Source organism: Arthrobacter sp. P1_B11 (assembly GCF_056406715.1).
This window is the reverse complement of record NZ_JBFTZQ010000016.1, coordinates 62,309-85,742: the sequence shown is the minus strand read 5'-3', so window position 1 is coordinate 85,742 and position 23,434 is coordinate 62,309. Positions and strand designations below refer to the sequence as shown.

General features: G+C 65.7%; 24 protein-coding genes. 11 read left to right on the top strand and 13 right to left on the bottom strand.

Annotated features, from left to right (window positions below; all coding sequences use genetic code 11):
* Positions 1–47 precede the first annotated feature (47 nt).
* Positions 48–743, top strand: a complete 696-nt coding sequence (locus AC1D14_RS14065; RefSeq protein ID WP_230120524.1) for a redox-sensing transcriptional repressor Rex — start codon at positions 48–50, stop codon at positions 741–743.
* 84 nt (positions 744–827) lie between these two features.
* Here AC1D14_RS14065 and AC1D14_RS14060 read toward each other — a convergent pair whose 3' ends face one another.
* The 3 genes from AC1D14_RS14060 to AC1D14_RS14050 all read right to left on the bottom strand — a co-directional run bounded on the left by AC1D14_RS14060 (position 828) and on the right by AC1D14_RS14050 (position 3,423).
* Entirely contained in the window at positions 828–1,685 is an 858-nt protein-coding gene (locus AC1D14_RS14060; protein ID WP_230120526.1) for an MATE family efflux transporter, read from the bottom strand.
* 264 nt (positions 1,686–1,949) lie between these two features.
* Complete coding sequence (locus tag AC1D14_RS14055; protein WP_230120528.1) at positions 1,950–2,654, bottom strand: hypothetical protein; 705 nt, start codon at positions 2,652–2,654, stop codon at positions 1,950–1,952.
* A gap of 220 nt (positions 2,655–2,874) precedes the next feature.
* The gene (locus AC1D14_RS14050; RefSeq protein ID WP_230120530.1) at positions 2,875–3,423 is read right to left on the bottom strand and encodes a YceI family protein; all 549 of its coding nucleotides are present in this window, start codon (positions 3,421–3,423) and stop codon (positions 2,875–2,877) included.
* Positions 3,424–3,627: 204 nt separating this feature from the next.
* On the opposite strand from AC1D14_RS14050, the gene AC1D14_RS14045 reads away from it, so the two are divergent.
* The 5 genes from AC1D14_RS14045 to ccsB all read left to right on the top strand — a co-directional run bounded on the left by AC1D14_RS14045 (position 3,628) and on the right by ccsB (position 8,666).
* Positions 3,628–4,293 carry a histidine phosphatase family protein gene (locus tag AC1D14_RS14045; RefSeq protein WP_476882359.1) on the top strand — a complete coding sequence of 222 codons (666 nt, stop codon included), beginning with the start codon at positions 3,628–3,630 and terminating at the stop codon, positions 4,291–4,293.
* A 2-nt stretch (positions 4,294–4,295) separates the two neighbouring features.
* Positions 4,296–4,907, top strand: coding sequence for a TlpA family protein disulfide reductase (locus AC1D14_RS14040; RefSeq protein WP_476968653.1), 612 nt, complete (start codon positions 4,296–4,298; stop codon positions 4,905–4,907).
* 14 nt (positions 4,908–4,921) lie between these two features.
* The gene (locus AC1D14_RS14035) at positions 4,922–5,677 is read left to right on the top strand and encodes a cytochrome c biogenesis CcdA family protein (RefSeq protein ID WP_230120536.1); all 756 of its coding nucleotides are present in this window, start codon (positions 4,922–4,924) and stop codon (positions 5,675–5,677) included.
* Between the two features lie 224 nt (positions 5,678–5,901).
* Positions 5,902–7,503: a cytochrome c biogenesis protein ResB gene (resB, locus tag AC1D14_RS14030; protein ID WP_230120570.1), complete on the top strand. Its 1,602-nt coding sequence runs from the start codon at positions 5,902–5,904 to the stop codon at positions 7,501–7,503.
* Positions 7,503–8,666 carry a c-type cytochrome biogenesis protein CcsB gene (gene ccsB, locus AC1D14_RS14025; RefSeq protein ID WP_230120545.1) on the top strand — a complete coding sequence of 388 codons (1,164 nt, stop codon included), beginning with the start codon at positions 7,503–7,505 and terminating at the stop codon, positions 8,664–8,666. The genes resB and ccsB overlap by 1 nt, the downstream gene beginning before the upstream one ends.
* Before the next feature lie 265 nt (positions 8,667–8,931).
* On the opposite strand, the gene AC1D14_RS14020 is transcribed toward ccsB, so the two are convergent.
* Positions 8,932–9,351, bottom strand: a complete 420-nt coding sequence (locus AC1D14_RS14020) for a PLD nuclease N-terminal domain-containing protein (RefSeq protein WP_476882358.1) — start codon at positions 9,349–9,351, stop codon at positions 8,932–8,934.
* A 268-nt stretch (positions 9,352–9,619) separates the two neighbouring features.
* Between AC1D14_RS14020 and AC1D14_RS14015 the strand changes: the two genes are divergently transcribed.
* Positions 9,620–9,991: a DUF4229 domain-containing protein gene (locus AC1D14_RS14015; protein ID WP_230120549.1), complete on the top strand. Its 372-nt coding sequence runs from the start codon at positions 9,620–9,622 to the stop codon at positions 9,989–9,991.
* A 75-nt stretch (positions 9,992–10,066) separates the two neighbouring features.
* Here AC1D14_RS14015 and AC1D14_RS14010 read toward each other — a convergent pair whose 3' ends face one another.
* The 5 genes from AC1D14_RS14010 to AC1D14_RS13990 form a co-directional block, all read right to left on the bottom strand.
* Positions 10,067–10,948, bottom strand: a complete 882-nt coding sequence (locus tag AC1D14_RS14010; protein WP_230120551.1) for a 1,4-dihydroxy-2-naphthoate polyprenyltransferase — start codon at positions 10,946–10,948, stop codon at positions 10,067–10,069.
* A gap of 110 nt (positions 10,949–11,058) precedes the next feature.
* Complete coding sequence (locus tag AC1D14_RS14005) at positions 11,059–12,198, bottom strand: AMP-binding protein (RefSeq protein WP_230120552.1); 1,140 nt, start codon at positions 12,196–12,198, stop codon at positions 11,059–11,061.
* Positions 12,199–12,273: 75 nt separating this feature from the next.
* A complete protein-coding gene (locus tag AC1D14_RS14000; RefSeq protein WP_230120554.1) occupies positions 12,274–13,227 on the bottom strand; it encodes a 1,4-dihydroxy-2-naphthoyl-CoA synthase in 954 nt (317 codons plus the stop codon).
* 21 nt (positions 13,228–13,248) lie between these two features.
* The gene (locus AC1D14_RS13995) at positions 13,249–13,689 is read right to left on the bottom strand and encodes a VOC family protein (protein WP_230120556.1); all 441 of its coding nucleotides are present in this window, start codon (positions 13,687–13,689) and stop codon (positions 13,249–13,251) included.
* Between the two features lie 42 nt (positions 13,690–13,731).
* On the bottom strand, positions 13,732–14,493 hold the full coding sequence (locus tag AC1D14_RS13990; protein ID WP_230120558.1) for a CPBP family intramembrane glutamic endopeptidase: 762 nt from the start codon (positions 14,491–14,493) through the stop codon (positions 13,732–13,734).
* Between the two features lie 389 nt (positions 14,494–14,882).
* Between AC1D14_RS13990 and AC1D14_RS13985 the strand changes: the two genes are divergently transcribed.
* Positions 14,883–16,604: an ABC-F family ATP-binding cassette domain-containing protein gene (locus tag AC1D14_RS13985; RefSeq protein WP_476882354.1), complete on the top strand. Its 1,722-nt coding sequence runs from the start codon at positions 14,883–14,885 to the stop codon at positions 16,602–16,604.
* 141 nt (positions 16,605–16,745) lie between these two features.
* Here AC1D14_RS13985 and AC1D14_RS13980 read toward each other — a convergent pair whose 3' ends face one another.
* Together AC1D14_RS13980 and AC1D14_RS13975 are read right to left on the bottom strand one after the other, a co-directional pair.
* Positions 16,746–18,719 carry a hypothetical protein gene (locus AC1D14_RS13980; protein WP_476968652.1) on the bottom strand — a complete coding sequence of 658 codons (1,974 nt, stop codon included), beginning with the start codon at positions 18,717–18,719 and terminating at the stop codon, positions 16,746–16,748.
* On the bottom strand, positions 18,716–19,198 hold the full coding sequence (locus AC1D14_RS13975) for a hypothetical protein (protein ID WP_230120564.1): 483 nt from the start codon (positions 19,196–19,198) through the stop codon (positions 18,716–18,718). The genes AC1D14_RS13980 and AC1D14_RS13975 overlap by 4 nt, the downstream gene beginning before the upstream one ends.
* A gap of 386 nt (positions 19,199–19,584) precedes the next feature.
* Here AC1D14_RS13975 and AC1D14_RS13970 point away from each other — a divergent pair, with 386 nt between their 5' ends.
* Positions 19,585–21,045, top strand: coding sequence for an amino acid permease (locus AC1D14_RS13970; protein WP_476968651.1), 1,461 nt, complete (start codon positions 19,585–19,587; stop codon positions 21,043–21,045).
* A 64-nt stretch (positions 21,046–21,109) separates the two neighbouring features.
* On the opposite strand, the gene AC1D14_RS13965 is transcribed toward AC1D14_RS13970, so the two are convergent.
* Both AC1D14_RS13965 and AC1D14_RS13960 read right to left on the bottom strand, forming a co-directional pair.
* A complete protein-coding gene (locus tag AC1D14_RS13965; RefSeq protein WP_476882352.1) occupies positions 21,110–21,835 on the bottom strand; it encodes a dienelactone hydrolase family protein in 726 nt (241 codons plus the stop codon).
* A 102-nt stretch (positions 21,836–21,937) separates the two neighbouring features.
* The gene (locus tag AC1D14_RS13960) at positions 21,938–22,114 is read right to left on the bottom strand and encodes a CsbD family protein (protein ID WP_230119496.1); all 177 of its coding nucleotides are present in this window, start codon (positions 22,112–22,114) and stop codon (positions 21,938–21,940) included.
* Positions 22,115–22,243: 129 nt separating this feature from the next.
* Here AC1D14_RS13960 and AC1D14_RS13955 point away from each other — a divergent pair, with 129 nt between their 5' ends.
* Together AC1D14_RS13955 and AC1D14_RS13950 are read left to right on the top strand one after the other, a co-directional pair.
* Positions 22,244–22,705 (top strand): SRPBCC family protein, encoded by a 462-nt coding sequence (locus tag AC1D14_RS13955; protein WP_230119495.1) that lies wholly within the window; start codon positions 22,244–22,246, stop codon positions 22,703–22,705.
* Positions 22,702–23,391: a pentapeptide repeat-containing protein gene (locus tag AC1D14_RS13950; protein WP_476882351.1), complete on the top strand. Its 690-nt coding sequence runs from the start codon at positions 22,702–22,704 to the stop codon at positions 23,389–23,391. The genes AC1D14_RS13955 and AC1D14_RS13950 overlap by 4 nt, the downstream gene beginning before the upstream one ends.
* The last annotated feature ends 43 nt before the right edge of the window (positions 23,392–23,434 follow it).

Sequence of the window (23,434 nt, the reverse complement as noted above, 5' to 3'; positions counted from 1 at the left end):
GATGGGGATCTAGAGTGGACTCACAACGCGACGCAATGGAGCAGATAGTGACTTCGCTCGATTCACCACCCCAGGCTGTGCCGGGGGACACCGGAGCTGCCGGAAAGCAGATTCCGCCAGCGGCCGTGGCCCGGCTGACCATCTACCTGCGCGCCCTGAACTCCCTGCTGGCCGAAGGCACCGAACGCGTCTCTTCCGAATCGCTGGCCGAGCTGTCGGGAGTCAGCTCGTCCACGCTCCGCAAGGATCTGTCCCACGTGGGGTCATACGGCACGCGCGGAGTGGGCTACGAGGTGCAGTACCTGAGCCGTCACATAGCCGCCGCGCTCGGATTGACCCACGACTGGAAGGTCGCGATCGTCGGCGCCGGTAACCTCGGCAAGGCGCTGGCCAGGTACGGCGGCTTTGAGTCCCGGGGATTCGACGTTGTTGCCATTTTCGACGCCGACCAAATGGTGGTGGGCAACGAGGTTGGGTGGCTGCGCGTGAGCGACGCCGCGGACCTTGAAGCCGTGCTGCAGCGGACGGGGGCCAACATGGTGGTCCTGGCCTTGCCCGCGGCCGTGGCTCAGAGCGTCTGCGACCGGGTGGTGGCGGCCGGCGTGCACAGCATCCTCAGCTTCGCGCCGGTGATGCTCCAGGTGCCCGACGGCGTGAACCTGCGCAAAGTGGACATGGCCACCGAGCTGCAGATTCTTGCCTACCACGCGCAACGGGCGCAGACCCCGGGGCAGCCGAACTAACGTCCGGCGCTGTTGGGATCCGCGCCCGCTGATGCTGGGTGCCGACTGGGTCGTGGCTGGCGGCCCTAGGCTATCGGCTCGTGGCTAGCGGCCGTACGGGCCGCCCGCGTACGGGTTGGCGAAGGGCTGCTGCTTCTTGAAATAAGGTGACGTTGTGGGCAGGTAGAGCATCACGATCGCCGCGATTCCAAGGACGGTCACCAGGGTGTTCAGGCTCAGCGGCAGGATGCCGAAGACGGAGAGGGCTGCAAAGACCGTGCCCAGGATGCGGGCCCAGTTCTTGCCCTTGCGGATGTTAAATGCCACCAGGGCGTAGAGCCCGGCGCCGATGAGGCCAAAGACCACCATCGTCCCGATGATGAACGGCTTGACCTCCTCGAAGGGAATGTTCTGGCCGCTGCTCCGGACCTGGCTCTCGAACATGTTCCGCAGGGCGGGGTCATCCAGTGTGGGAATCGCGATGAGGATGGACAGGAGCCAGAGGACGCCTGCGCCAATGAGCATCCAGAAAGCTGTGTTCACAAGCTTGGGAACGCCGGCCGGGCCACCGCCCTGGGGCTGCTCCGAGGGGTACTTGGCATAGGGCGACTGGCCATAGGGCTGCTGCCCGTACTGCTGCTGTTGTCCATACTGGGGGGCGTTCTGACCATATTGCGGGGCGTTCTGGCCGTACTGCGGGGCGGGGGGAACGTTCTGACCATATTGCGGGGCGTTCTGGCCGTACTGGGGTGCCGGGGGAACGTTCTGCCCGTACTGCGGAGCGTTCTGGCCGTACTGGGGCTGCTGCGGACTCGCTTGGCCGTACTGCGGTGCCGGCGGAACGTTCTGGCCGTACCCGGGCTGCCCGGACCTTTCCCGGGCGTTCAGGTCCGGTTCGTTGGAATCCTGCTGGCCGGAATTCGGTTCGTTCGGATTCGGGGGCTGGACTGGAGGAGTGCTCATGAGCGTTCCTTTGCGTTATCGACGTCGGGATCGGCCACCGGGTTCAGAAGCCTGCCCTGCCCCCAGCATGGTTCAGTTCAACCGTACCCCTCGGCGGGCGCGGCAATGATCATTCCGGAGAGGTATTCCTGCACCGCAATTGCCCGGGCTGCAGCGCCGATCAGGGGCGGGGGACCGGCCAATCGGATCCGGCTAGAACGGCACACTCCCGCGGGCCTCCACCAGGCGAACAGGGGGCCCGCCGGAGGGCACCCTTCGCAGGGATCAGGCGTGGCCCCGGACGGCGGCAAACCAGCTTTGCGAGTTGGAGACCCACATGAGCACGGTCGCCACCAGGCTGGCCAGAAAGCCCAGTCCGTTGCCGCCCCGCCCGTCGGCGAATCCGAGACTGATGATGGACAGCAGCAACGAGACGCCGGCAACTACGGTCAGAGCGAACCTGGCCCACTCACGGCCTTCCTTCATCTGCATCGCCAGGACAATCTGCGCCCCGGACAGGGCCAGAGCCACCAGCACGAGCAGCAGCACGAGGATCGCGAGGCCCGGTACGAACGCGAAGAGCACCAGTGCCCCGAACAGCCCGATCACCCCGGCCAGCAGGCCCACCAGTCCACCGATCACCCAAATCCAGTACGAGACCTTCAGCTCTGTGGGCAGCCCCATCACGCTGAACATTCCCGAGAAGCCGCCGCGGGGCATGACGTCGTTGAAACTGCGGGGGCGGTCGGCCGGAATCTCGAAGGGGAATCGTCCGGCGCGGCCCGGTTTGTTTGGCTGCCAGTAATGCCCGGAATCTTGCCCTTGATTCCCATAGCGGTCCCCGTGCGCGTCGGTGTCGTGCTGGCCCGCAGCCTGATAACCCGCCGCCTGATTCCACCCTGTCTCCGGCGCCGCTGGAGGACGGTGGTCGCCTGACGGCGGTTCGGAGCCCGGCTGTTCAGGCTGCGGTACATCGCTGGGGTTGCTCATGGCTCTCACTGTAGACCCGGAAAATGGCTAATTCCAGAAGATCCGGGGCCATGTCACGGGGGTCATTCGTTGGCCATCGCTACGGCACGGCCGCAGTTCCCGGCAGGCGTTCAAGGGTGGAAAACAAGGCATCAGGACAACGCAAACGCCCCGCTTCGTGGAAACCACGGGCGGGGCGTTTGCACTGCAAAAGTCGGCGGGACCGACCTAGGCGTGCACGTTACGCAGCAGGGGCGATGAAGGCGAGCTCGAGGTTGATGGCAACCTTGTCGCTGACCAGGACTCCACCGGCTTCCAGTACGGCGTTCCAGGTGAGGCCGAAGTCCTTGCGGCTGATGGTGGTTTCAGCGGAAACGCCGGCGCGGGTGTTGCCGAACGGGTCCACGGCAACGCCGTTGAGCTCGGTCTCGAGGGCCACCGCACGGGTAACGCCCTTGATGGTGAGGTCGCCCTGGAGTTCGTAGGCGTCCCCCTTGGCTACGAGACCGTTGGAAACGAAGGAGATCTCGGGGAACTTCTCGACGTCGAAGAAGTCTTCGCCGCGGACGTGGCCGTCGCGGTTGACGTCGCCGGAGTCGAAGCTCGCGGTCTGGATGGTGGCGTTGATCTTGGAGTCGGCCACGTTCTCGGCGAGGTCCAGGGTTGCGGTGGCTTCCTTGAACTGGCCGCGGACCTTGCTGATGCCTGCGTGCCGGACGGTGAAGGCGATTTCGCTGTGCGAATTGTCGAGGGTCCAGGTGCCGGTGGTGACGTTAGCGGGAAGTGCCATGGTGGTTCTCCTTGTATCAGTGGTGCTTCGGACGTTGATGCCGCTGAAGCTTCATTGGTTGAACTATCAACTAACTGCTGCATCCAGTATAAACATGCATTTGCATCTTTTATTCCACCCGAACGGAACATTTCTTAATTTTCCTGAGTTCTACTAGATGTAGAAGATTTCGAATCGCCCAACATCTTTGAGAAACTGGTACACATGCCCCAAGCCACTGTTCATTTGCTCCGCCACGGCGAGGTCCACAATCCCGAGGGCGTCCTGTATGGCAGGCTGCCGGAATTCCACCTCTCCGAGCTTGGCCTGCAGATGGCGCAAACGCTCGCGGACCACTTCCGCGACCGTGCAACCCAGGGTGCAAAGATCGTCTACCTCGTGGCGTCTCCGCTGACCCGCGCGCAGGAGACAGCGCAGCCGACGTCCGAGGCCCTGGGCCTGGAGATCCACACGGACAAGCGCATTATCGAGGCCGAAAACCACTTTGAAGGCCTGAAGGTCACCAAGGCAGAGCTCAGCAAGCCCAAGCACTGGCCCAAGCTCGTGAACCCGATGCGGCCCTCCTGGGGCGAGCCCTACAAGGAGCAGGCAGCCCGGGTGCGGGCAGCCGTCCAGGACGCCCGGGCCAGGGCGATCGAACTCGGCGGCGACGGCGCCGAGGCCATCATGGTCAGCCACCAGCTTCCCATCTGGGCCACCCGGCGCAGCGCCGAGGGAAAGCCCCTGTGGCACGACCCGCGAAAGCGCGAGTGCACCCTGACCTCCCTCACGTCCCTCGTGTTCGACGACGACGGCACGCTCCTGCGCGTTGAGTACAGCGAGCCGGCCGCAGACCTTCTTCCCGGTGCCTCGAGCACCCCCGGAGCCTGACGATGACCCACATCCCCACAAGCTCCCGCCGCAGCGTCCTCGCAGCCGGCGGCCTGGCACTGGCGGCGCTCACGCTGGGCCTGTCCGCCTGCGCCCAGGAGGACGCGCTTGCCAAGCAGGCAAAGGCGGGAGACAACAAGAACTACGTCGCCGGGGATGGCTCGGTGACGGAATTCGCCRCCGCGGACCGCAAGTCCGCCGTCGACATCCAAGGCACCCTCTTTGACGGCACCGCGGTGGCGCCCAAGAACTTCCTGGGCAAGGTTACAGTGCTGAACTTCTGGTTCGCTGCCTGTGCGCCCTGCCGCGTGGAGGCGCCGTCGCTGGAAGCGCTCCACCAGGAGTTCAAGAGCAAGGGCGTGCAGTTCTTCGGCGTGAACCTGCGGGATGAAAAGGCCACCGCGGAAGCCTTCGACAAGACGTTTGGCCTCACCTACCCGAGCTTTGACGACAAGGACGGCGGCGTGCTGCTGGCTGTGTCCGGGCTTGTGCCGCCGGGGGCCGTCCCCACGACGCTCGTGGTGGACAAGAAGGGCCGGGTGGCTTCGCGCGTGCTGGGCGAGATCCAGAAGGGTACCCTCAAGGCCCTCATCGAATCCGCCGTGGCAGAGTAGCGGGCGGACCCACCGTGAACAGCCCCTTCGCCGAAGCCATCCTGAACGGATCCCTGCTGCTTGCCATCCCGGTGGCGCTCCTGGCCGGCCTCGTGTCGTTCCTCTCGCCCTGCGTCCTGCCCCTCGTACCCGGATATCTGGGCTACGTCACGGGACTGACCGGAGTCGATCTCCAGAAGCAGAAGCGCGGCCGCATGCTGGCCGGCATCGGACTCTTCGTGCTCGGATTCTCGGTGATCTTCGTGTTGCTCGGCGGCGCGTTCGGCCAACTGGGGACGCTGATCTCAGGCGGCCAGAACGCCTGGATCACGCAGGTCCTGGGCATCCTGGTGGTGATCATGGGTGTGGTGTTCATGGGCGGCTTCAGCTGGCTCCAGCGCGACGCCAAGATCCACGCTAAACCGCCGGCAGGCCTCTGGGGCGCGCCGCTTTTGGGCATCACCTTCGGCCTGGGCTGGGCGCCTTGCATCGGGCCAACCTACTCCGCCGTCCAGCTCCTGAGCCTCTCCGGCGGCTCGTCTGCGGCAAAAGGTGCTTTCCTGGCGTTTGTCTATAGCCTTGGCCTGGGCATTCCGTTCCTTCTGATCGCGCTGGCCGTGCGCCGCGGCGCGGGCGTGATGTCCTTTTTCCGCACCCACCGGCTTGCCATCCAGCGGACCGGCGGCGGCGTCCTGATCGTCCTGGGCCTCCTGATGGCAACAGGAGTCTGGGGAGCCTGGGTCACCCAGTTGCAGTACTGGTTCCAAACCGACGTGAAGTTGCCGATCTGATGAGCGAGCGTGTGAAGTCAACCAAGAACCCTCCGGCCGGCGAAGCGCCCAAGGCCGCGCCCGAAGGCGCCCCTGACGGTGCCGGCGGTAAAGGTGCCAGCCGTAAAGGCGCCAGCTCCAAAAGGGCCGGCGCAAAAGATGCCAGCGCCAAGAGCACCGGTCCCCAGGGCGCGGTGAAGGCGGCCAAGGCCAGCGCGGCGCTGCCTGCCCTCGGAATCCTAGGCATGCTCCGCTGGGCCTGGACGCAGCTGACCAGCATGCGCACCGCGCTGTTCCTCCTTCTCCTGCTGGCTGTGGCGGCGGTGCCTGGCTCTCTGTTCCCGCAGCGGCCGGCCAACCCCTCGATCGTCACGCAGTACATCAAGGACCACCCGGACTACGGCAAGCTGCTGGACTCCGTGCAGCTCTACGACGTCTACTCGTCGGCCTGGTTCTCGGCCATCTACATCCTGCTGTTCATCTCGCTGATCGGCTGCGTGGTGCCCCGCGCCATCGCGCACTACCGGGCCATGCGCTCCCAGCCGCCGCGCACCCCGCAACGCCTCTCCCGCCTTCCGGAGTACGGCACACTGGTGCTGCCCGCAGAAGCCGGGGTCCCGGCGTCGGACGCCATTGAAGACGCAGCGGCGCTGCTCAAGAAACGCGGTTACCGCGTTGACGTACGGCACGACGACGGCGCGCGGCCGTCTTTGGGGGCGGAGCGCGGCCTCCTCAAAGAGGTGGGCAACCTCGTCTTCCACACTTCGCTGATCGGCGTGCTGGTGTCCGTGGCGATCGGCGGGCTGTTCGGCTACAGCGGGCAGCGGATCCTCGTGGAGGGCGACACCTTCGTGAACACGCTGGTGGGCTACGACCAGTTCACCCCGGGCACCAACTTCCAGAGCAGCCAGCTCCAGCCGTACTCCATCCAGCTGAACAAGTTCCGGGCCACGTTCGACCGCGAATCCAAGGGCAAGTATGGCCAGCCCATCGACTTCACCGCGGACGTCACCACGAAGGAAAACCCCGGTGCCCCGGCCAAGAAGGAAGTCCTCAAGGTCAACGACCCCCTGACCCTCGGCGGCACCAGCATCTACCTGACGGGCAACGGCTACGCACCGGTGGTCACGGTCCGTGACGGCAAGGGAAACATCGCCATGCAGGGACCCGTGGTGGCCAAGCTTCAGGGCGACAACTACTACTCGTCCCTGGTGATCAAGGTCCCCGACGCCAAACCCGACCAGCTCGGATTCGCCGGCTTCTTCCTGCCCACCGCCTTTGTGACCGACCAGGGCATCTCGTTCAGCGGGGACCCGGACCTCATCAACCCGCAGCTCAGCCTGAACTCGTACTACGGCGACCTGGGCCTGGATAACGGCGCTCCGCAAAACGTGTTTGAACTCGACGTCAAGGGCCTGACCCCGCTGAACGCCCGCAACCTGGCTACCAAGGGCATCACTCTTTCGCCGGGCAAGACCGTCACGCTGCCGGACGGCAAGGGTTCCATCAGCTTCGACGGCGTGAAGCGCTATGTCGGTGTCGACATCCACCACAATCCAGGCCAGGTATCCGCGCTGATCTTCGCGCTGCTGGCTGTCGGCGGCCTTGTGATTTCCCTCTACGTCAACCGGCGCAGGGTCTGGGTGCGCACCGGCAGGCATGAAGACGGCCGCACCATGGTGGAATACGGCCTCCTCGCCCGCGGTGAGGACCACCGCCTGGCCGGCGAAGCCGCCGCCATCCGCGGACTGCTCTCGAGCGCGTGGGACCTCGACGCGGACGGGCCCCAAAAACCATCCTCCATTTCCTCACCAGCAGGCTCAGCTGAGCCGAAGAAGGACAGTTAATGTTCCCCATCAACGAAACCATGGGCCAGTACAGCGAGCTGTTCATGCTCCTTGCTGCGGGCACCTACACGGTGGCGTTCATCGCCTTCGCCTGGGACCTGGCCAAGAGCAGCAAGGCGCTGCGCACCGTGGATCTGAGGGCGGCCGCCGCGGCCGGCTCTGCCTCCGATTCCTCCGAGGACGCGTCCGACGCCGGCGCGAAGGTTCCGGTGGCAGCAGGCGCCGCCGGGACGGCTGGCCTTTCCGGACGAGCCGACGCCGGCCGGAACACCGACCGGGTTGAGGGGCACCTGGCCGGGCCGGCAGGACGTGCCGAGCGGCCGTCGTCGTCCGTGGCCGCCAAAGCGCAGGGGAGCGGCGGTGCAGGGCAGACCGCTGACGCCAGCATGCTCTACGGCGGTGAGCGCCGCGTCCCTGCGCGCGTGGCAGTGGCCCTGACCGTCCTGGGCGGCGCGATCCACGCCGCGGGTGTGCTGACCCGTGCCATTGGCTCCGGGCGTGTGCCGTGGGGCAACATGTACGAATTCCTCACCACCGGCGCGTTCCTGGTGGTGGCTGTATTCCTTGCCGTCCTGATCCGCCGCGACCTGCGCTTCCTCGGCACGTTCGTGGTGGGCCTGGTGATCATCATGCTGGTGGCTGCCTCGGTGGCCTTCTGGACGCCCGTGGGCCACCTGGTGCCGGCGCTGCAGAGCTACTGGCTCGTCATCCATGTCTCCATCGCAGTGCTGTCCTCCGCGCTGTTCACACTGACGTTTGCCATGTCCGCGCTGCAGCTCGTGCAGTCGCACCGGCAGAAGGCCATTGCCGGCGGTGGCGAGGACAAGCTGGGCTTCATGCGCCTGGTGCCGTCGGCGCTGAGCCTCGAGAACCTCTCCTACCGCATCAATGCGATCGCTTTCATCGGCTGGACGTTCACGCTCATGTTCGGCGCCATCTGGGCGGAGAAGGCCTGGGGACGCTTCTGGGGCTGGGACACCAAGGAAGTGTGGACGTTCGTGATCTGGGTGGTCTACGCCGGCTACCTCCACGCCCGGGCCACCCGCGGCTGGACGGGTACCCGCGCGGCCTGGCTGTCGATCGTGGGCTACCTGTGCGTGGTCTTCAACTTCACCATCGTGAACCAGTTCTTCAACGGTTTGCACTCCTACTCGGGGCTGTAGGGCCTCTCCGAGGCCCTCGTTGGATCAACGGAACGCCGGTTGCCATAAAGGGCCGCTCAGCTTGGTTGCTGGGCGGCCCTTTGTGGCAATCGGGCAGCCTCTGCCTGATTCCTGTTCCTCTACGGCGACGGCTTTCTACTGGGACGGCATCCAGCCCCGGTCCTTCAAAGCTGCGCGCACCCGTGTCACCGCGTTCGGCTCCATGCCGGGGCGAAACGGAGGGGCACGCAGGACGCACTCAGACTGGCAGCCCAGGTATCCCGCGCTACTTGATCTCCGGGTTGCCCTCGGCGCTGGCGTCTCCTGTGGCGCCCGAGGTGCCGGGCTCTCCGGTGCCGCGGGCACCGCCGTCGAGCTTGCGTTTCTTGGCTTCCAGGTCGTCCTTCAGCTTCCGCAGCCGGTCCGCTTCAGCCTGGTTGCGGCGGCGCTGTTCCAGGTTGCGGAGGAAATCGGGGTCGTCATCCGGGGCCGTTGGATGGGAGTAGGTCGGCTGGACCGGGGCGTCATAACGCGGACGGCCGATTAGGAACCACAGGGCGGCGCCGATAATAGGGAGGAAGACAACGATGATGATCCATGTCGGTTTGGAAAATCCCCGGGTGAGCGTCGAATCAGTCCGGATCACGTCCACCAGTCCGTAGACGTATATGGCAAGAACGGCGACTGCAATCGCAACACGGAGCATGCAATCAAGTCTAGCTGTCGCGCGGGGTTGCGAAGATTACAGTATGCCCACAGAAGACGTCACCGATTTGCGCCGCTGAACCGGGGAGTTTTGGCCCGGATAATGCTCCCAAACGGCCCCGCAGGACTCGTCTGCCGGGCCCAAACTTCAACGGACATCGCAACGAATGACGCAACCGCCGCCGGGATCGACGGCCGGGCCGGCGGCCGGGCCGGCGGCCGGGCGGAGGGACGCGGAGGTTGCGTTCAGGGATCGCGGCTAAACTTGGATGGTGGCTTTTGTGAAATACTCCCTGATCCGGCTTGCCCTCTTCGCACCGCTCTTTGCGCTGTTCGTGTTCCTGCAGCTCGGGTGGCTTCTTGCTGTGGTCTGCGCCGGGCTGATTGCCTTCGCCATCAGCTACCTCTTCTTCCAGAAGCAGCGCGATGCCGCTACCGCCGCACTGCATACGCGCTTGTCTGGCCGCGCGAAGCCCCTGCGCACCGCAGGTGAGGTCGCCGACGCCGAGGCGGAGGATCGTCTGGTCGATTCCCACCCGGATATAACGGTCCGCAACGACACTAGGAAAGAAGCACCCCGCAAGAACGACCCGCGCAGCCAAGACCCGCGCAGCCAAGACCCCCGCAGCAAGGAAGCCTAGAACGCTCTCCGCGCAGGCCCGCCGGACCGTGGCGGCCGCAAGCCCAGCCGGACCGTGAACGGCAGCGCCAGAGCCTTACAGCCCGTGGCTCAGTACGAGTCCCAGTGAGAACAGGGCCGCATAGCCCAGGTTGATGAGGCCGGTCTGTTTCAGTACCGGGATGAGGCTCTTGCGTTTGCGGCCGTTGATCATCAGCCAGGCGGGCATGAGGCTTGCCGGGATGAGCAGCAGGACAATCAGCATCCATGGCCGCGTGGGCGCGAGGATCACCACGAGCAGGATTGCTACGGCGAGCATCAGCACGTAACTTTCGCGGGCGTGCTTGTCTCCCAGCCGCACGGCCAGTGTGCGTTTCCCGGCCTGGATGTCGGAGGGGATGTCGCGGACGTTGTTAGCCATCAACAGGGCGCACGCGATGAGGCCGGTGCCGATCGCGCCCACGACGGCGGGCAGGCTGATCTGCCCGGCCTGGGTGTAGGTGGTCCCCAGGGTGGCCACGAGCCCGAAGAAGACGAACACGAAGACGTCGCCGAGGCCCATGTAACCGTACGGGTTCTTGCCCCCGGTGTAGCCCCATGCCGCCATCACGCAGCCCACGCCGACGAGAAGCAGCCACCACGTCTGGGTGATGATGATGAGCGCCAGCCCAAACAGCATGGCCACGCCGAAGGCGGCGAACGCCGCGTACTTGACGAGCTCCGGGCGCGCTGCGCCTGATCCGACCAATCGCAGCGGCCCCACGCGGTTTTCGTCGGTGCCGCGTACTCCGTCCGAGTAGTCGTTCGCGTAGTTGACGCCGATCTGTAGCAGCAGGGCCACCAGGGCCGCCAGAATGGCGTTGAGCGGGCGGAAGGCGTCCATTTCAAAGGCCGCCGCCGTGCCGATCACGACAGGGGCGATCGCTGCCGGCAGGGTGCGGGGCCTGGCGCCTTGGATCCATTGTGCGGCTGTGGCCACGGTGAGTACCTCGTGTTGGTTCGGTGGGCATTGCACGCGCAGGAAGCGCGGCCGGAGTGGTGCAGGGAACTGCGATGCCGCGGGAAGGCCCGCGGCGGAGCGGAACCAGTCTATTTTCCCTGATGAAGGGCGTTCAGCCGTTCAATCATGGCGAGCCTGTCCGGTTTGCCATTGGGCAGCATGATCAGTTCGTCCGCGGGAAGGACCGTCTTGGGCGCCAGAAGTCCCAACGTGCGGTGCCACTGCTCAGCCAAGGCGGCACCGTCGACGCCGGACGAAGGTCCGCCGGCCACCGCAACGTAGGCCGCAACGGCCTGACCCCATTTCGCGGACTGGACGCCGGCCACGAAAGCCGCCGTTACGCCGTCGGACTTTTCCAGCTCCGCCTGGACGTGCGCGGCGGAGACTTTGACGCCGCCGGTGACGACCACATCGTCGGCGCGGCCCAGCACCGTTAGCCGGCCGTCGGCGTCGAGAGTTCCGAGGTCGTTGGTGCGGTACCAGCGGCCTCCGTCGTCATCGGCGAAGGCCTCAGCTGTCAGCCCCGGAGCCTCGAGGTATCCAGCCGCCAGGGTGGCACCGCCAAGGTGGATGCGGCCGTCCTCGGCGAGCCGGACGGCGACGCCTTCGAGGGGATAGCCGTCGTACACGCAGCCGCCGCAGGTTTCTGCGGCGCCGTAGGTGGTGATGACACGGAGCCCGGCGTCGCGCGCAGCGTCAAGGAGCGCAGCAGGGGCCGGTCCGCCGCCGACGAGGATGCCGTTGAAGCGGCGGAGCACGGCAAGCGTGTCGGCCGACGGGTTGTCCAGCAGCCGCTGCAGCTGCGTGGGCACCAGGGACGTGAAGCGGATCTTGTCCGTCAGCTCCAGCGCGGCAGCGGTGAAGGCGTCAGTGGTGAAACCGTTGGACAGGTCCATGGCCCAGGGCCGGGTGCCGGCGAAGAGCGAACGCACCAGCACCTGAACGCCGGCCACATACTGCAGGGGTAGGGCCAGGAGCCACTGGCCCTCGCCCTTGAGCGCGAACGCGGTGGCCATTGAGGACGCCGCGAGCGCATCAACCGTCAGCACCGTGGCCTTGGGCACGCCGGTGGACCCGGAGGTGCGGACCACCACGGCGGCGTCCTCGATGCCGGGTGTCTCGACAAGCGTCACCAGCACTTCCCCGTTGTCGCCGGCGGAAAGCTCGACGGCGGGGCCCTCACCGTGGAGGGCGGCCGCCAATGCCTTGAGCGCTGGGTCGATGTTCACGCTGTGCTCCTTGGGGATGTGTGCCTTGGAAACGTAGGCCTGGGAATCATGGGGCTGCCTTTGGGCTGGTGCTGCTTAGAAGTAGTGCGGGAACCTGGACCAGTCCGGATCGCGCTTCTCGAGGAACGCCTCTTTGCCTTCCACGGCCTCGTCGGTCATGTACGCCAGCCGGGTGGCTTCGCCGGCGAAGACCTGCTGGCCGGCCAGGCCGTCGTCGGCGAGGTTGAACGCAAACTTGAGCATGCGGATGGCCTGGGGCGACTGCTTGGCGATGTCAGCGGCGTAGTCCAGCGCCACTTCCTCGAGCCGTTCGTGGTCCACGGCTTCGTTCACGGCGCCCATCCGCACCATGTCCTCGGCAATGTATTCGCGGGCCAGAAAGAAGATTTCGCGGGCTGCTTTCTGGCCGATCTGGCGCGCCAGCAGTGCCGAGCCGTAGCCGGCGTCGAAGCTGCCCACCGTGGCGTCGGTCTGCTTGAACTTGCCGTGCTGGCGGGAGGCGATGGTGAGGTCCGAGACCACATGGAGGGAGTGCCCGCCGCCGGCCGCCCAGCCGTTAACCACCGCGATGACAACCTTGGGCATGGTGCGCATCAGCCGCTGGACTTCCAGGATGTGCAGCCGGCCGGCGCGGGCGGGATCGATGGTTTCCTGGGTCTCGCCGTCGGCATAGCGGTATCCGTCGCGGCCACGGATCCGCTGGTCGCCGCCGGAACAGAACGAATGCCCGCCGTCCTTGGGGGAGGGGCCGTTGCCGGTGAGCAGCACCGTGGCCACGTCAGGGCTCATCCGGGCGTGGTCCATGGCGCGGTAAAGCTCATCAACTGTGCCGGGGCGGAAGGCGTTGCGGACCTCGGGGCGGTTGAAGGCGATCCGGACGGTGGGCAGGTCCCGCACCACCGTGCCGTCTTCGGAGCGCTCCACCTGCCGGTGGTATGTCATGTCTTGGAAGTCGTCGAAGCCGGACACGGTGCGCCAGCGCGACGGGTCGAACACATCGGATACCTTGGCAGGGATTTCGTTGCTCACCGTCCAAGTCTAGTAATCGCGTTAGCTGATGCAGAACTCGTTGCCTTCGGGGTCCGCCAGGGTGTGCCAGGAATGCGGTCCCTGGCTTGCTGTCCAGAGGAAGGTTGCGCCACGCGCCTCAAGTTCGGTGCGGACCTCGTCCTTGTCACGGCCATCCAGGCGGACGTCCCAGTGCACCCGGTTCTTCACGGTCTTTTCTTCCAGGGATATCTGGAACAGCATGCGACGCTCCGGCGTCTTGGCGTCGAGTTCCTCCACCGGGCGGATCGCCGCGCCGTCCCGCCACACGAGCCTGCCGCTGTGGGTCAGGGTGTCAGCGTCCGTGGCGTAGCCCTGCTCAATCATGGAGCGGATGAAGGTCCCGTCCTGTGGTTCCACGGCCCAGCCCAGCGTTTCGGCCCACCAGTCGGCGAGATCGTGTGGATTTTTGGAGTCGACGGTGATCTGAATGTTGAGTCCCATGGGACAAAACTACGACGACGGCGGCGCCTCCGGATAGGGTCCCTACCCCTGGACCTGCTGCAGCTGATCAAGAAGTTCCGGCGGGATGCTGTAGAGGAAGACGGCCGCCAGCAGGTTCTTGGCGGCATGGACGAAGTACGAGAACATCAGGTTCCGGCCCGTCCACACGTACACGAACACGAGTGTGGCACCCATGGCCAGGTACGGCATGAGGGCAGCGACGGTGAGCGCCTCCTGGCCCACGATGTGCAGGGCGGCGAAGAGCACCACGGACAGCGCGCAGCAGATCCAGATGTTGATCCGCCTGCTCAGCTTGCCGATCAGCAGATGGCGGAAGATGTACTCCTCCACAAACGGACCCACCACCACGATGAGGGGCACCATGAGCCACGCAGGCACTTGCTGGATGAGCGCCTGGAGCCCGGCCTGGTTGGCCGACGTTTCCGACGTGCCACCCATCACCACAAGTACGGCGGTGAAAATCATCATCGCCACGACGGCCAGCGGCACCATCGCGGCGGTGAACCACGGCCTCGTGGCCAGCACCCTGAGGTCCCGGGCCACCACTCGTCGGGCGGCGAACAGCGCCAGGACGCCGACGCAGCCGTAGAACAGGAGGTTGACGCCGTACGACGCTGCGGCCGGGCTCGGGGCGATCAGCCTGAGCAGTGGAATGATCAGCTCCCCGGCCACGGCGAAGAAGGCGGCGACCGCCACGTACAGTGACACGGCGGTGAAATCGAGCGGCGAAAAACGGTAGAGTTCCGGGCGCTGAGCGGGGAGAAGCCGTCGGGTAGTCACCATGGTTCCAGCGTAGCCGGGATGTCCGGCTACGACTCATGAGAATCCGACGGCGGTGCCCGCCCTCTTGCTCTTGAGACGCCGACGACGGTGCGCGCCCTCTTGCTCTTGAGACGCCGACGACGGTGCCCGCCCTCTTGCTCTTGAGAAGCCGACGACGGTGCCCGCCCTCTTGCTCTTGAGAAGCCGACGACGGTGCCCGCCTTGACGGCATCGCCGCCGCCGGGCACGCTGGAGGCATGAAGTCCTAGCCGGCGGTGCTGGCGCACGCCCGCGCTGCACGCAAAACACCCCGCAGAGCGCCAGGCCGCTTGGAGCGCCGGGCCCCGTAGAGCCGCTGGCTCGCTCAAGGAGTGGCGCCTGGGCCACCCTCCTGATTTCAAGGACTTCACATGACTGAACAGACTTCCCACGCCGAGCAACTGCACCTTTCCGGTGTCTCGCACGGCTACGGAGACCGCGAACTCTTTACCGGCGTCGGGCTGGTGATCGCCCCGGGGGAGCATGTGGCGATCGTCGGCGAAAACGGTGCCGGCAAGTCCACCCTGCTGAGGATTCTTGCGGGACTTGAGAGACCTGACGCCGGAACCGCCGTCAGCCACGGGCGTGTGGGCTACCTAGCCCAAACCTCCGGCCTCCCGGCGCGGCTGACCGTGGCCCACGCCATCGACGACGCCCTGCGTGCGCTGCGCGACATGGAAGCCGAATTGGAACGGCTGGAGTACGGGCTGGCCGCTGCAGAGGCCAACGACCTTGAGGCGTACGGCAGCCTCCAGACCCAGTACCAGTTGCGGGAGGGGTACGCCGCGGACTCCAGGGTGGAGGCGGCGCTCGACCGGCTGGGCCTCGGGGGCGTGGACCGGAACCGGACGCTGGGATCGTTGTCCGGCGGAGAGCAGGAGCGCGTTGCGCTGGCCTGCCTGCTGGCAGATCCTGCGGACATCCTGCTCCTGGACGAGCCCACGAACCACCTGGATGCGGGCGGCACCGCCTGGCTTGAAGCACGGCTGGCATCGCACCGCGGCGCCGTGGTGGTGGTTTCGCATGACCGTGTCCTGCTCCGGAAGGTAGCATCCACCGTGATCGAGGTGGACGCCGAACGCCGCGCCGTGAACCGCTATGGCAACGGATACGACGGCTATCTGAAGGAGAAGCGGGCAGAACGGCAACGCTGGGTGCAGCAGTACCACGGCTGGATCGATGCCATGGCTGCCGAACAGAGGCAGGCGGACACCGTCGCGACCAAGATGGGCTACGCCCGGCAGCGTGACGGCGACAAGATGGGCTTCGACTTCAAGGCGGGCACCTGGGAGCGGGCCGCCACGAGCAAGATCCGCAACGCCCAGGAGCGGCTCCGGCGCCTCGAAGCGAATCCGGTGGAGCGTCCCCCGGAACGGCTGAAGCTGGAGGCAGGACTCGACGGCGGAGGGGCTGCCGGGAACGCGGAGGGCGAGCCCGGCCTGGCCCTGAGGATCCGCGGCGTGCGCGTGCAGGGCCGCTTGGAGCTGCCGTCGTTCCGCGTGGAACGCGGCCAGAAGATCCTGATCACTGGTCCCAACGGTGCCGGCAAATCAACACTGCTCTCCGTGCTTGCCGGCACGCTGGAGGCACCGGTTGGCAACGTGGAGCGGAGCGGGCGGATCGGCTATTTGCAGCAGGAGCTCGAGCCGCCGGAACGCCCCGGGCTGCGGCTGCTCCCTGCTTTCGCCGCGGGACTGGGCGGCAACATTGACGATCACGCCGAAGCACTGCTGCGCCTTGGCCTTTTCCGAACGAGTGAATTCCATGTCCCGGTCGGCGGGCTGTCGGCAGGCCAGCAGCGCAGGTTGGCGCTGGCACGGCTGCTGCTCGGTCACAACGACGTCATGCTGCTGGACGAACCCACCAATCATCTTGCCCCTGTGCTGGTGGAAGAGCTGGAGACTGCACTGGCCGGATTCAGCGGGACGCTGGTGATGGTGAGCCATGACCGGGCCCTGAGGCAATGGTTCAGTGACTGCGCTGAACGGTCCGCGAACCCTGTGCGCGGAACGGAAACGGAACGGCCCCGCGGCGCCTGGCTGAGGTACACCATGGACCGCGGCGTGCTCGCACCCGCGCCCGTGGCGGCTTAGCGAGCCCGCAGGCGGGCTGACCCGACGCCGGGCAACCTGCCCGCGCCGTCGGAAAGCCGGCAAACACAACTGGCGCCCGGTTCCGGCGGCTCGGGGCCGCCGGAACCAGGCGCCAGCGTGACTTGCTGACGTCCGTTCGCTTCAGCGGAAGAGGGCGCTGTAGGTCCCCATGATGATCCGGTCGCCCGGCGTTGACTTCCTGATGTAGTCAACAACCGCCCAGTCGTCCAGCGAGATGCAGCCCGCCGTCGGGACCTTGTTCATGTGCAGGAAGATGGCGAAGCCGGCGTTCTGCACAATGTTGGGGCGGTTGTAGTTGACCACCACGCCCTGCCGGTAGTCGTGCGTGGCGCGGGTAGCGAAGTACCACATGTTCTCGTCCCAGCCCACCCAGGACGAGGACTCGAAGTACTTGTTGTACGTGGCGGTCCACGGGTTGCCGCCCCAGCGGGAGCCAGGGTTGAGGGTGCGGTAGGCCAGCTTCGTTCCCGGGTTGCCCAGGCCGAAGGCCTCCGTTACCGAGAACGAGCCGGTGGGCGAGTAGAGGTAACGGGTGGGACCGGACGGCACGCCCGGCGGCTTGAATCCGGAGGCGCCGACGTAGCCGTCGGTCTTCCAGTCCGGAACATAGGTCCCGGCAATCCGGACGCAGTAGAGGTTTGTGGCCCGGGACAGCCCGTAGCCCTGCGTCCAGGTGAGGAGGACGCGGTTGGCCCCGTAGGTGGAGTACTTGGACCGCCCGTTGTTCAGCTTCTGGCATTCCGTCATTCCGTAGGTCCGTGTCCCGGCCCCTCGGGTGTAGCTAATGAAACCGCGCTGGAACCACTGGACGCACTGGGCGCCGACGCAATTTTCGTTGGCCACCGGATAGCCGAGCCAGCCGCCTGCCCCGCCGTTTGCCGTGAAGCTGCTGCCGATGGCTCCCTGCACGATCCACGCACGGGTGGCGCCGGACCAGTGGATTGTTCCGCCCTGGAAGCGCTGCCGGCAGCCGCCGGCTGCCTGGCCACAGGTCTCGTTGCCCAGCGGATAGCCGAGGAAACTGCCGGTGGAGCCGGTTGCGCTGTACCGGCCGCCGATGCCGCCCCGGACGATCCAGGCGCCGGTGGCGTGGGCCCAGTAGATGGCGCCGCCCTGGAAGCCCTGGCTGCAGCCGCCCGCGGTCAGCCCGCACCGTTCACTGGTGGTGGGGTAGCCCAAAACGCCGTTCTGCGCCGCGGCCGCGCGCCACCGGCCGCCGATGCCGCCGCGGACCACCTGACCGGAGGTCTGCGGGGACCAGAGAATGGTTCCGCGGTCGAAGGCCTGGGAGCACCCGCGGTTCTTCAGCCCGCAGACTTCACCCGCCAGCGGCAGGCCGACCACGGCTTCAGCTCCTGCCGCCACCCATGCCCTGCCGATTCCCGTGCCGGTAGAGAAGTTCAGGTACTGCGTGCCGGTCCAGACCAGCATTTTCCCGGTGGAGAACTTCTGCAGGGACTTGGCACCCATGGTGGCCTCGTCGCTGACCGGATAACCGAACGTGGGGAGGGCCCCGGCGGCATGCCACCGCGGTCCGGTGCGTCCGGAGGTGAGGAAGACAGTGTGCGCACTGGTGGACGACGTCCAGTAAATCGAACCGCCCTCGAACGTCTGGACGCAAAGTCCGGTTGCGCACTGCTCATTTGCTTTCGGCGCACCCAGGACGCCGCCCTTACCGCCCAGGGCAAGCCATTTTGCGCCTATCGCGCCGCGGGTGACGAACTCCGGGTCTGGTGCCGGATCCGGTGCCGGCGGATCAAGTGCCGGATCGAGCGCGGGACCCGGTGCCGGGTCGGGGGCAGGATCAGACGCGGGGGCAGGATCAGACGCGGGGGCAGGATCAGATGCCGGCGGCTCCGGCGTGGTCGGATCCGAGAGCCCTGTGCCTGGCACGTCTCCGGTTCCCGGCGCTACTCCTGGGTCTGTAGAGGAGCCCGGCTGCGTGGCCTCGTTTGTGGCGCCGGGACTGCCCGTATCAGAGGTCTGCGTCAACGGCGTCGCAGGTGTGGTGTCATCGGCGAATGCCGGAACGGACACAAGGGATCCGGCCGCGAAGCTCAGGAGCAGGGCAGCCGTCAGTATTCTTTTCTTCACGAAGCGTCCTCCACCGAGACAACGGGCTCACACGTGCCTTCTTGGCCGGTGGTTTTGGCAAAATTCTCAGCCGACACTTCGGCTGATTTTCCGGGTTGGAGCGTTTCCGTGATGAGCGTGTGGCCCTGGACAGCAGCGCCCACGGTCACCGCGACCGCCACGGTATACGTCTTCGCTTTGTCGGACGTGTTGAGCAGGGTTCCCTTGAAGGTCCACGATCCGTCCGGGCCCGCTGCGCAGGTGTGCTTCTGCAGGGCATCGATTGCGTTCAGCGACGTCGAGACGTCGGTGGGCAGTGATGGTGCGGTTGTTGGTGGTGCGGATACCGACGGCGACTGAGACCGCGACGTCGGATTGATTGTTGTTGCCGATGATGATGCAGGTGCCGATTGGCTGGCGCTTGGTCCGGCAGGACCAGAGCCGCCGCCCGAACACCCCGCAACTGCAAGCAGCAGCGCTGCAGGCAGTAGTGCTCTCATTCTCATAGTCCCCCCTGAGGAATGGCACGAATGCCATGTGCCACGCAGGCCGCGTGGTCGCCGGGGCGAGACGCACGTCCCTCCCCGTTGAGCTCAGGGTAGCGGTAATTGCGTCCGATCAGGCGTCTTTTTATCCATTCGAAATACAACCGGCGCAGGACGGCATCAAACGGCGGGCTGAACCCAATAATGTTGTGCGCGTCACGGAGCGCCCCGGAAATCTTGTACGATGGATGAGCCGCGCGAACCTTCGATGCTTCACGAGTTTTTGTCCTCATCCGGCCCTCAAGAGGGGTCAAACTGCGAATAATCGGTACAAAAACTCGAGGTTCCCCAACCGGCAATGCCCCAACCTGCGGCAACACCCCGACCTGCAAGGAAAAGCTGTGCCACAAATTACTCCCACAGAACTTGAGAGCCCGACGGCACCATCCATCGCCGTCGACTCGACCCTCAGCGCCGAGGGCTATAAGAAGACCCTGAGCGGCCGCCACGTGACGATGATCTCGATGGGCGGCGCAATCGGCGTCGGCCTGTTCATGGGGGCCGGCGGACGCCTGGCCTCCACGGGCCCGGCGCTGATCTTCTCCTACGCCATTGCCGGCGTGATCGCCTACCTGCTGATGCGGGCACTGGGCGAGCTCATCATGTACCGCCAGACGTCCGGCTCGTTTGTCAGCTACGCCGGTGAAATGTTCGGGAAGAAGGGCGCCTTCCTCTCCGGCTGGATGTACTTCATCAACTGGGGCATGACCGGAATCGCCGAACTGATCGCGATCGGCCTGTACTTCCAGTTCTTCTTCCCCAACGTTCCTGTCGAAGCGTCCGCCATCGCGGCGCTGGCGCTCCTCGTGGCTGTGAACCTGCTCAGCGTTAAGGCGTTCGGCGAATTTGAATTCTGGGCGTCCTGCCTCAAGGTCGGCGCCATCCTGATCTTCCTGGCTGTCGGCACCTTCATGGTGGTGACCAATGCCAAAGTCGGCGGCGGTCACGCCTCGGTGTCCAACCTCTTCGACGGCGACGGCGGCATGTTCCCCAAGGGCGCCCTCGTGATGGTGCTCGTCCTGAACGCCGTCATCTTCGCCTACAACGGCATCGAACTCGTCGGCATCACTGCCGGTGAGATGCAGAATCCCAAGCGTGAAGTCCCCAAGGCGATCCGCGCCGTCGTGCTCCGCATTGTGGTGTTCTACGTCGGCTCCGTGCTGCTCCTCGCCATGCTGCTGCCGTCAGACCAGTACAAGGCAGGCATTTCGCCGTTCGTCACCGTATTCGGCCAGATGGGCCTGGGGTGGGTGGGCGACGTCATGAACATGATCGTCATCACCGCTGCGCTGTCGTCGTGCAACTCGGGTCTGTACTCGATCGGCCGAGTCTTCCGCACCATGGCCAACAACGGCCATGCCCCGCAGTGGCTCACCAAGATGTCCTCGCGCCACGTGCCGTACGCTGCCATCCTCGCCATCGCCGCGTTCTACCTCGTGGGCATCCTGCTGAACATCTGGCTCGGCGGCTCGCACGCCTTCGACCTCGCGCTCAACACCGCGTCCATCGGCGTGATCTTCACCTGGGGCGCCATCTTCGCCAGCCAGATCGCGCTGCGCCACAAGAAGGGCCGCGTCTCCGAGCTGCCGATGCCGGGCTCGCCCTGGAGCAGCTGGGCCGGACTTGTCGCACTGCTGGTCATCGCCGTGCTGATCGGCTTCGACACCATGACCAGCAAGAACGGTGAGGTCTTCTACCTCGGCCTGTGGACCCTGGCCACCATCCCGTTCTTCGCTGTGGTTCTGTGGCTGGGCTGGCAGAAGGTCAAGAACAACGAGCCTAAGAGCGAGCTGTTCAGCTAGTACTTGGAATCACGACGACGGCGGCGGTCACCTTCACCAGGTGGCCGCCACCGCTCATTAAGCCTCACGCCTGCAGATGCTTGGCGAAATGGTCCTCAATCCGCTGCCACGCTTCCGGGCTGGACCGCGGATCCGGGCCGATGCCCATGACCCTCATCAGCGGACGCAGCGCCCTCGGCCCTTCTTCCTCGTCGTTCAGGAAGGCGTGGCCGGCGGTCGGGAACTCCCTGACGTCGTGTTCGATGCCGAGGGACTCCAGCGCGGCCTCGAGTTTGGCGGCGGCGCCTTGGAGCGTCCGGTCCTTTTTGCCGTAATTTGCCACGACGGGGCAGGCGCCCCGGAGCGCAGCCTCCAGGTTTCCAGGCAGGCGTCCATAATTCACCGACGCGGCATCGAAGCCGTCGTTGGCGGCGAGCAGCGCGAACCCTCCGCCCATGCAGAAGCCGATCACCCCCGTTTTCCCGGTGCTGAGCCCTGAACCGCTGAGCCAGGACCGGGCGGTGGCCAGGTCGGTGAAGACGCGGCCTTCGCCGGACATCATGGAGCGCATGGTGCTGACGAGGCAGCGCCGCGTGCCGCCGTCGCTGAACAGGTCCACGGCCAGGGTCAAGTAGCCTGCCTCTGCCAGCCGGTCCGCGTGCCGCCGGGTTTGGTCGTTGAGGCCAAAGGCCTCGTGGATCATCACGACGGCCGGAAACGGGCCCGGGCCGTCCGGGCGCGCCAAGTAGCCGCCAAGATTCTTGGAGCCGCCGGCCGCCCTGCTGTCGTCACTCAGGTCTAGTTCCGTCATGGCCACAGTCTGGCAGACAGGTCGGACATTTAAACGACAAAACGGCGACGGCGGACACCCCCCAAGGAGAGTCCGCCGTCGTCGTTTGTGTGTCTGTAGGACCTAGTCGCGCCTGAACTCGTCCTTGACGTCTTCGCCGACCTTCTTGGCATCGGCAACGACCTGGTCCTTCTGCCCCTCGGCCTTCAGGCGGTCGTTGTCCGTGGCGTTGCCGGCAGCTTCCTTGGCCTTGCCGCCGAAGTCTTCTGCAGCGTTCTGAATCTTGTCTCCAATACCCATGGTGCTAACCACCTTCCGTTGCCGGTTGATCTGACAAAGCCGTTTCAGCCTAACACAAAGCATGCTTACTAATTCAAGGACGTGTCCGCCTGAGTGCTCAATGTCTGTGCCCGGGGCTAGGCTCGGAGGATGGACCACAGCACCAGTTTGACTCAACATGTGAACGCCAGGCCCGAGAAAGTGTGGGCAGTGATTTCCGACATCCCCGGTTCGGCAGCCACCCTCTCGGGCGTCGAGACCATTCAGATGGTCAGCGAGGGGCCTTACGGCGAAGGCACGCGGTGGAAGGAAACGCGGTCCATGATGGGCCGGCGTGAAACGATTGAAATGTGGGTGTCCCAGGTGGATGCGCCGCGCAGCACCACCGTCAAGGCATTGCAGGGCGGCGCGGACTACACCTCCCGTTTCACCTTGGCTGAGCGCGACGCCGGAACGGACCTTACGCTGACCTTCGGTGCCGAGATGCTCCGGCCCACAGCCGTCAGCAGGGTCATGCTGGCGCTGTTCGGAAAGATCGGCATGAACGTCACGCGGAAAGCCCTGGCAAAGGACCTTGCCGAGATCGCTGCAAAAGCCGAGTCGCTGCAGTGACGGGCAGGGCCGCGGGGAAGGCCGCCCGGGGGAAGGGGTTGAAGGTCACGCCGCCGCGGCTGTCTCCGATTCAGCTCGAGGGCCTGCGGGACGATGATGCGCCGGATTTCCGCAGCGGTGACAGGTATGACGCCGTGCGGTACAGCCGTGCGGATGCGGATGGCCTGGAGCTCAGTGGAATCGTCTTTGCCGAGTGCGAATTTTCCGGGATCTCCTTCAATGAAACCCAGCTTCGGGGTGCCAGCTTCCGGGACTGCCTGGTGAGCGAGGCCTACGCTCCCGTGCTCACCGCAGCCAGGTCCACCTTCCGCGACGTCGAGTTCAGCAACCCCCGCTGGGGATCCGCCGAGCTGTATGACAGCGGCTGGCAGTCCGTGAAGATCGACGGCGGCAAGCTGGATTTCGTGAACCTGCGCGGCTCCAGGCTGGCGGACGTCCTCATCAGCGACTGCATCATCAATGAGCTGGACCTTGGCTCTGTTACCGGCGCCCGCGTGGCCCTCAGGAACTGCACCATCGGAAGCCTGGACCTCAGCGGCGCGAAGCTGAAGGATTTCGATCTCCGCGGCACCGATTTCCGGAGCATCAGTGGACTGGATAGCCTGGCCGGCGTGGTGATCGACGACTACCAGCTCGGCCTCATCGCCCCGCTGCTGGCCGCTCATCTGGGGGTCGTGGTGGCGTAGCGCCGGGCGGCGCGACGTGTGCCGGCCGACCAAAACAGGCCCT

Coding starts and splice junctions, on each gene's coding strand:
- AC1D14_RS13995 (WP_230120556.1), bottom strand. CDS start 13,689: ATGGGACTCAACATTCAGATCACCGTCGACTCCAAAAATCCACACGAT.
- AC1D14_RS13955 (WP_230119495.1), top strand. CDS start 22,244: ATGGACCACAGCACCAGTTTGACTCAACATGTGAACGCCAGGCCCGAG.
- AC1D14_RS13960 (WP_230119496.1), bottom strand. CDS start 22,114: ATGGGTATTGGAGACAAGATTCAGAACGCTGCAGAAGACTTCGGCGGC.
- ccsB (WP_230120545.1), top strand. CDS start 7,503: ATGTTCCCCATCAACGAAACCATGGGCCAGTACAGCGAGCTGTTCATG.
- AC1D14_RS14015 (WP_230120549.1), top strand. CDS start 9,620: ATGGTGGCTTTTGTGAAATACTCCCTGATCCGGCTTGCCCTCTTCGCA.
- AC1D14_RS14055 (WP_230120528.1), bottom strand. CDS start 2,654: ATGAGCAACCCCAGCGATGTACCGCAGCCTGAACAGCCGGGCTCCGAA.
- AC1D14_RS13975 (WP_230120564.1), bottom strand. CDS start 19,198: ATGAGAGCACTACTGCCTGCAGCGCTGCTGCTTGCAGTTGCGGGGTGT.
- AC1D14_RS13990 (WP_230120558.1), bottom strand. CDS start 14,493: ATGGTGACTACCCGACGGCTTCTCCCCGCTCAGCGCCCGGAACTCTAC.
- AC1D14_RS14060 (WP_230120526.1), bottom strand. CDS start 1,685: ATGAGCACTCCTCCAGTCCAGCCCCCGAATCCGAACGAACCGAATTCC.
- AC1D14_RS13985 (WP_476882354.1), top strand. CDS start 14,883: ATGACTGAACAGACTTCCCACGCCGAGCAACTGCACCTTTCCGGTGTC.
- AC1D14_RS14050 (WP_230120530.1), bottom strand. CDS start 3,423: ATGGCACTTCCCGCTAACGTCACCACCGGCACCTGGACCCTCGACAAT.
- AC1D14_RS14045 (WP_476882359.1), top strand. CDS start 3,628: ATGCCCCAAGCCACTGTTCATTTGCTCCGCCACGGCGAGGTCCACAAT.
- resB (WP_230120570.1), top strand. CDS start 5,902: ATGCTCCGCTGGGCCTGGACGCAGCTGACCAGCATGCGCACCGCGCTG.
- AC1D14_RS13965 (WP_476882352.1), bottom strand. CDS start 21,835: ATGACGGAACTAGACCTGAGTGACGACAGCAGGGCGGCCGGCGGCTCC.
- AC1D14_RS14020 (WP_476882358.1), bottom strand. CDS start 9,351: ATGCTCCGTGTTGCGATTGCAGTCGCCGTTCTTGCCATATACGTCTAC.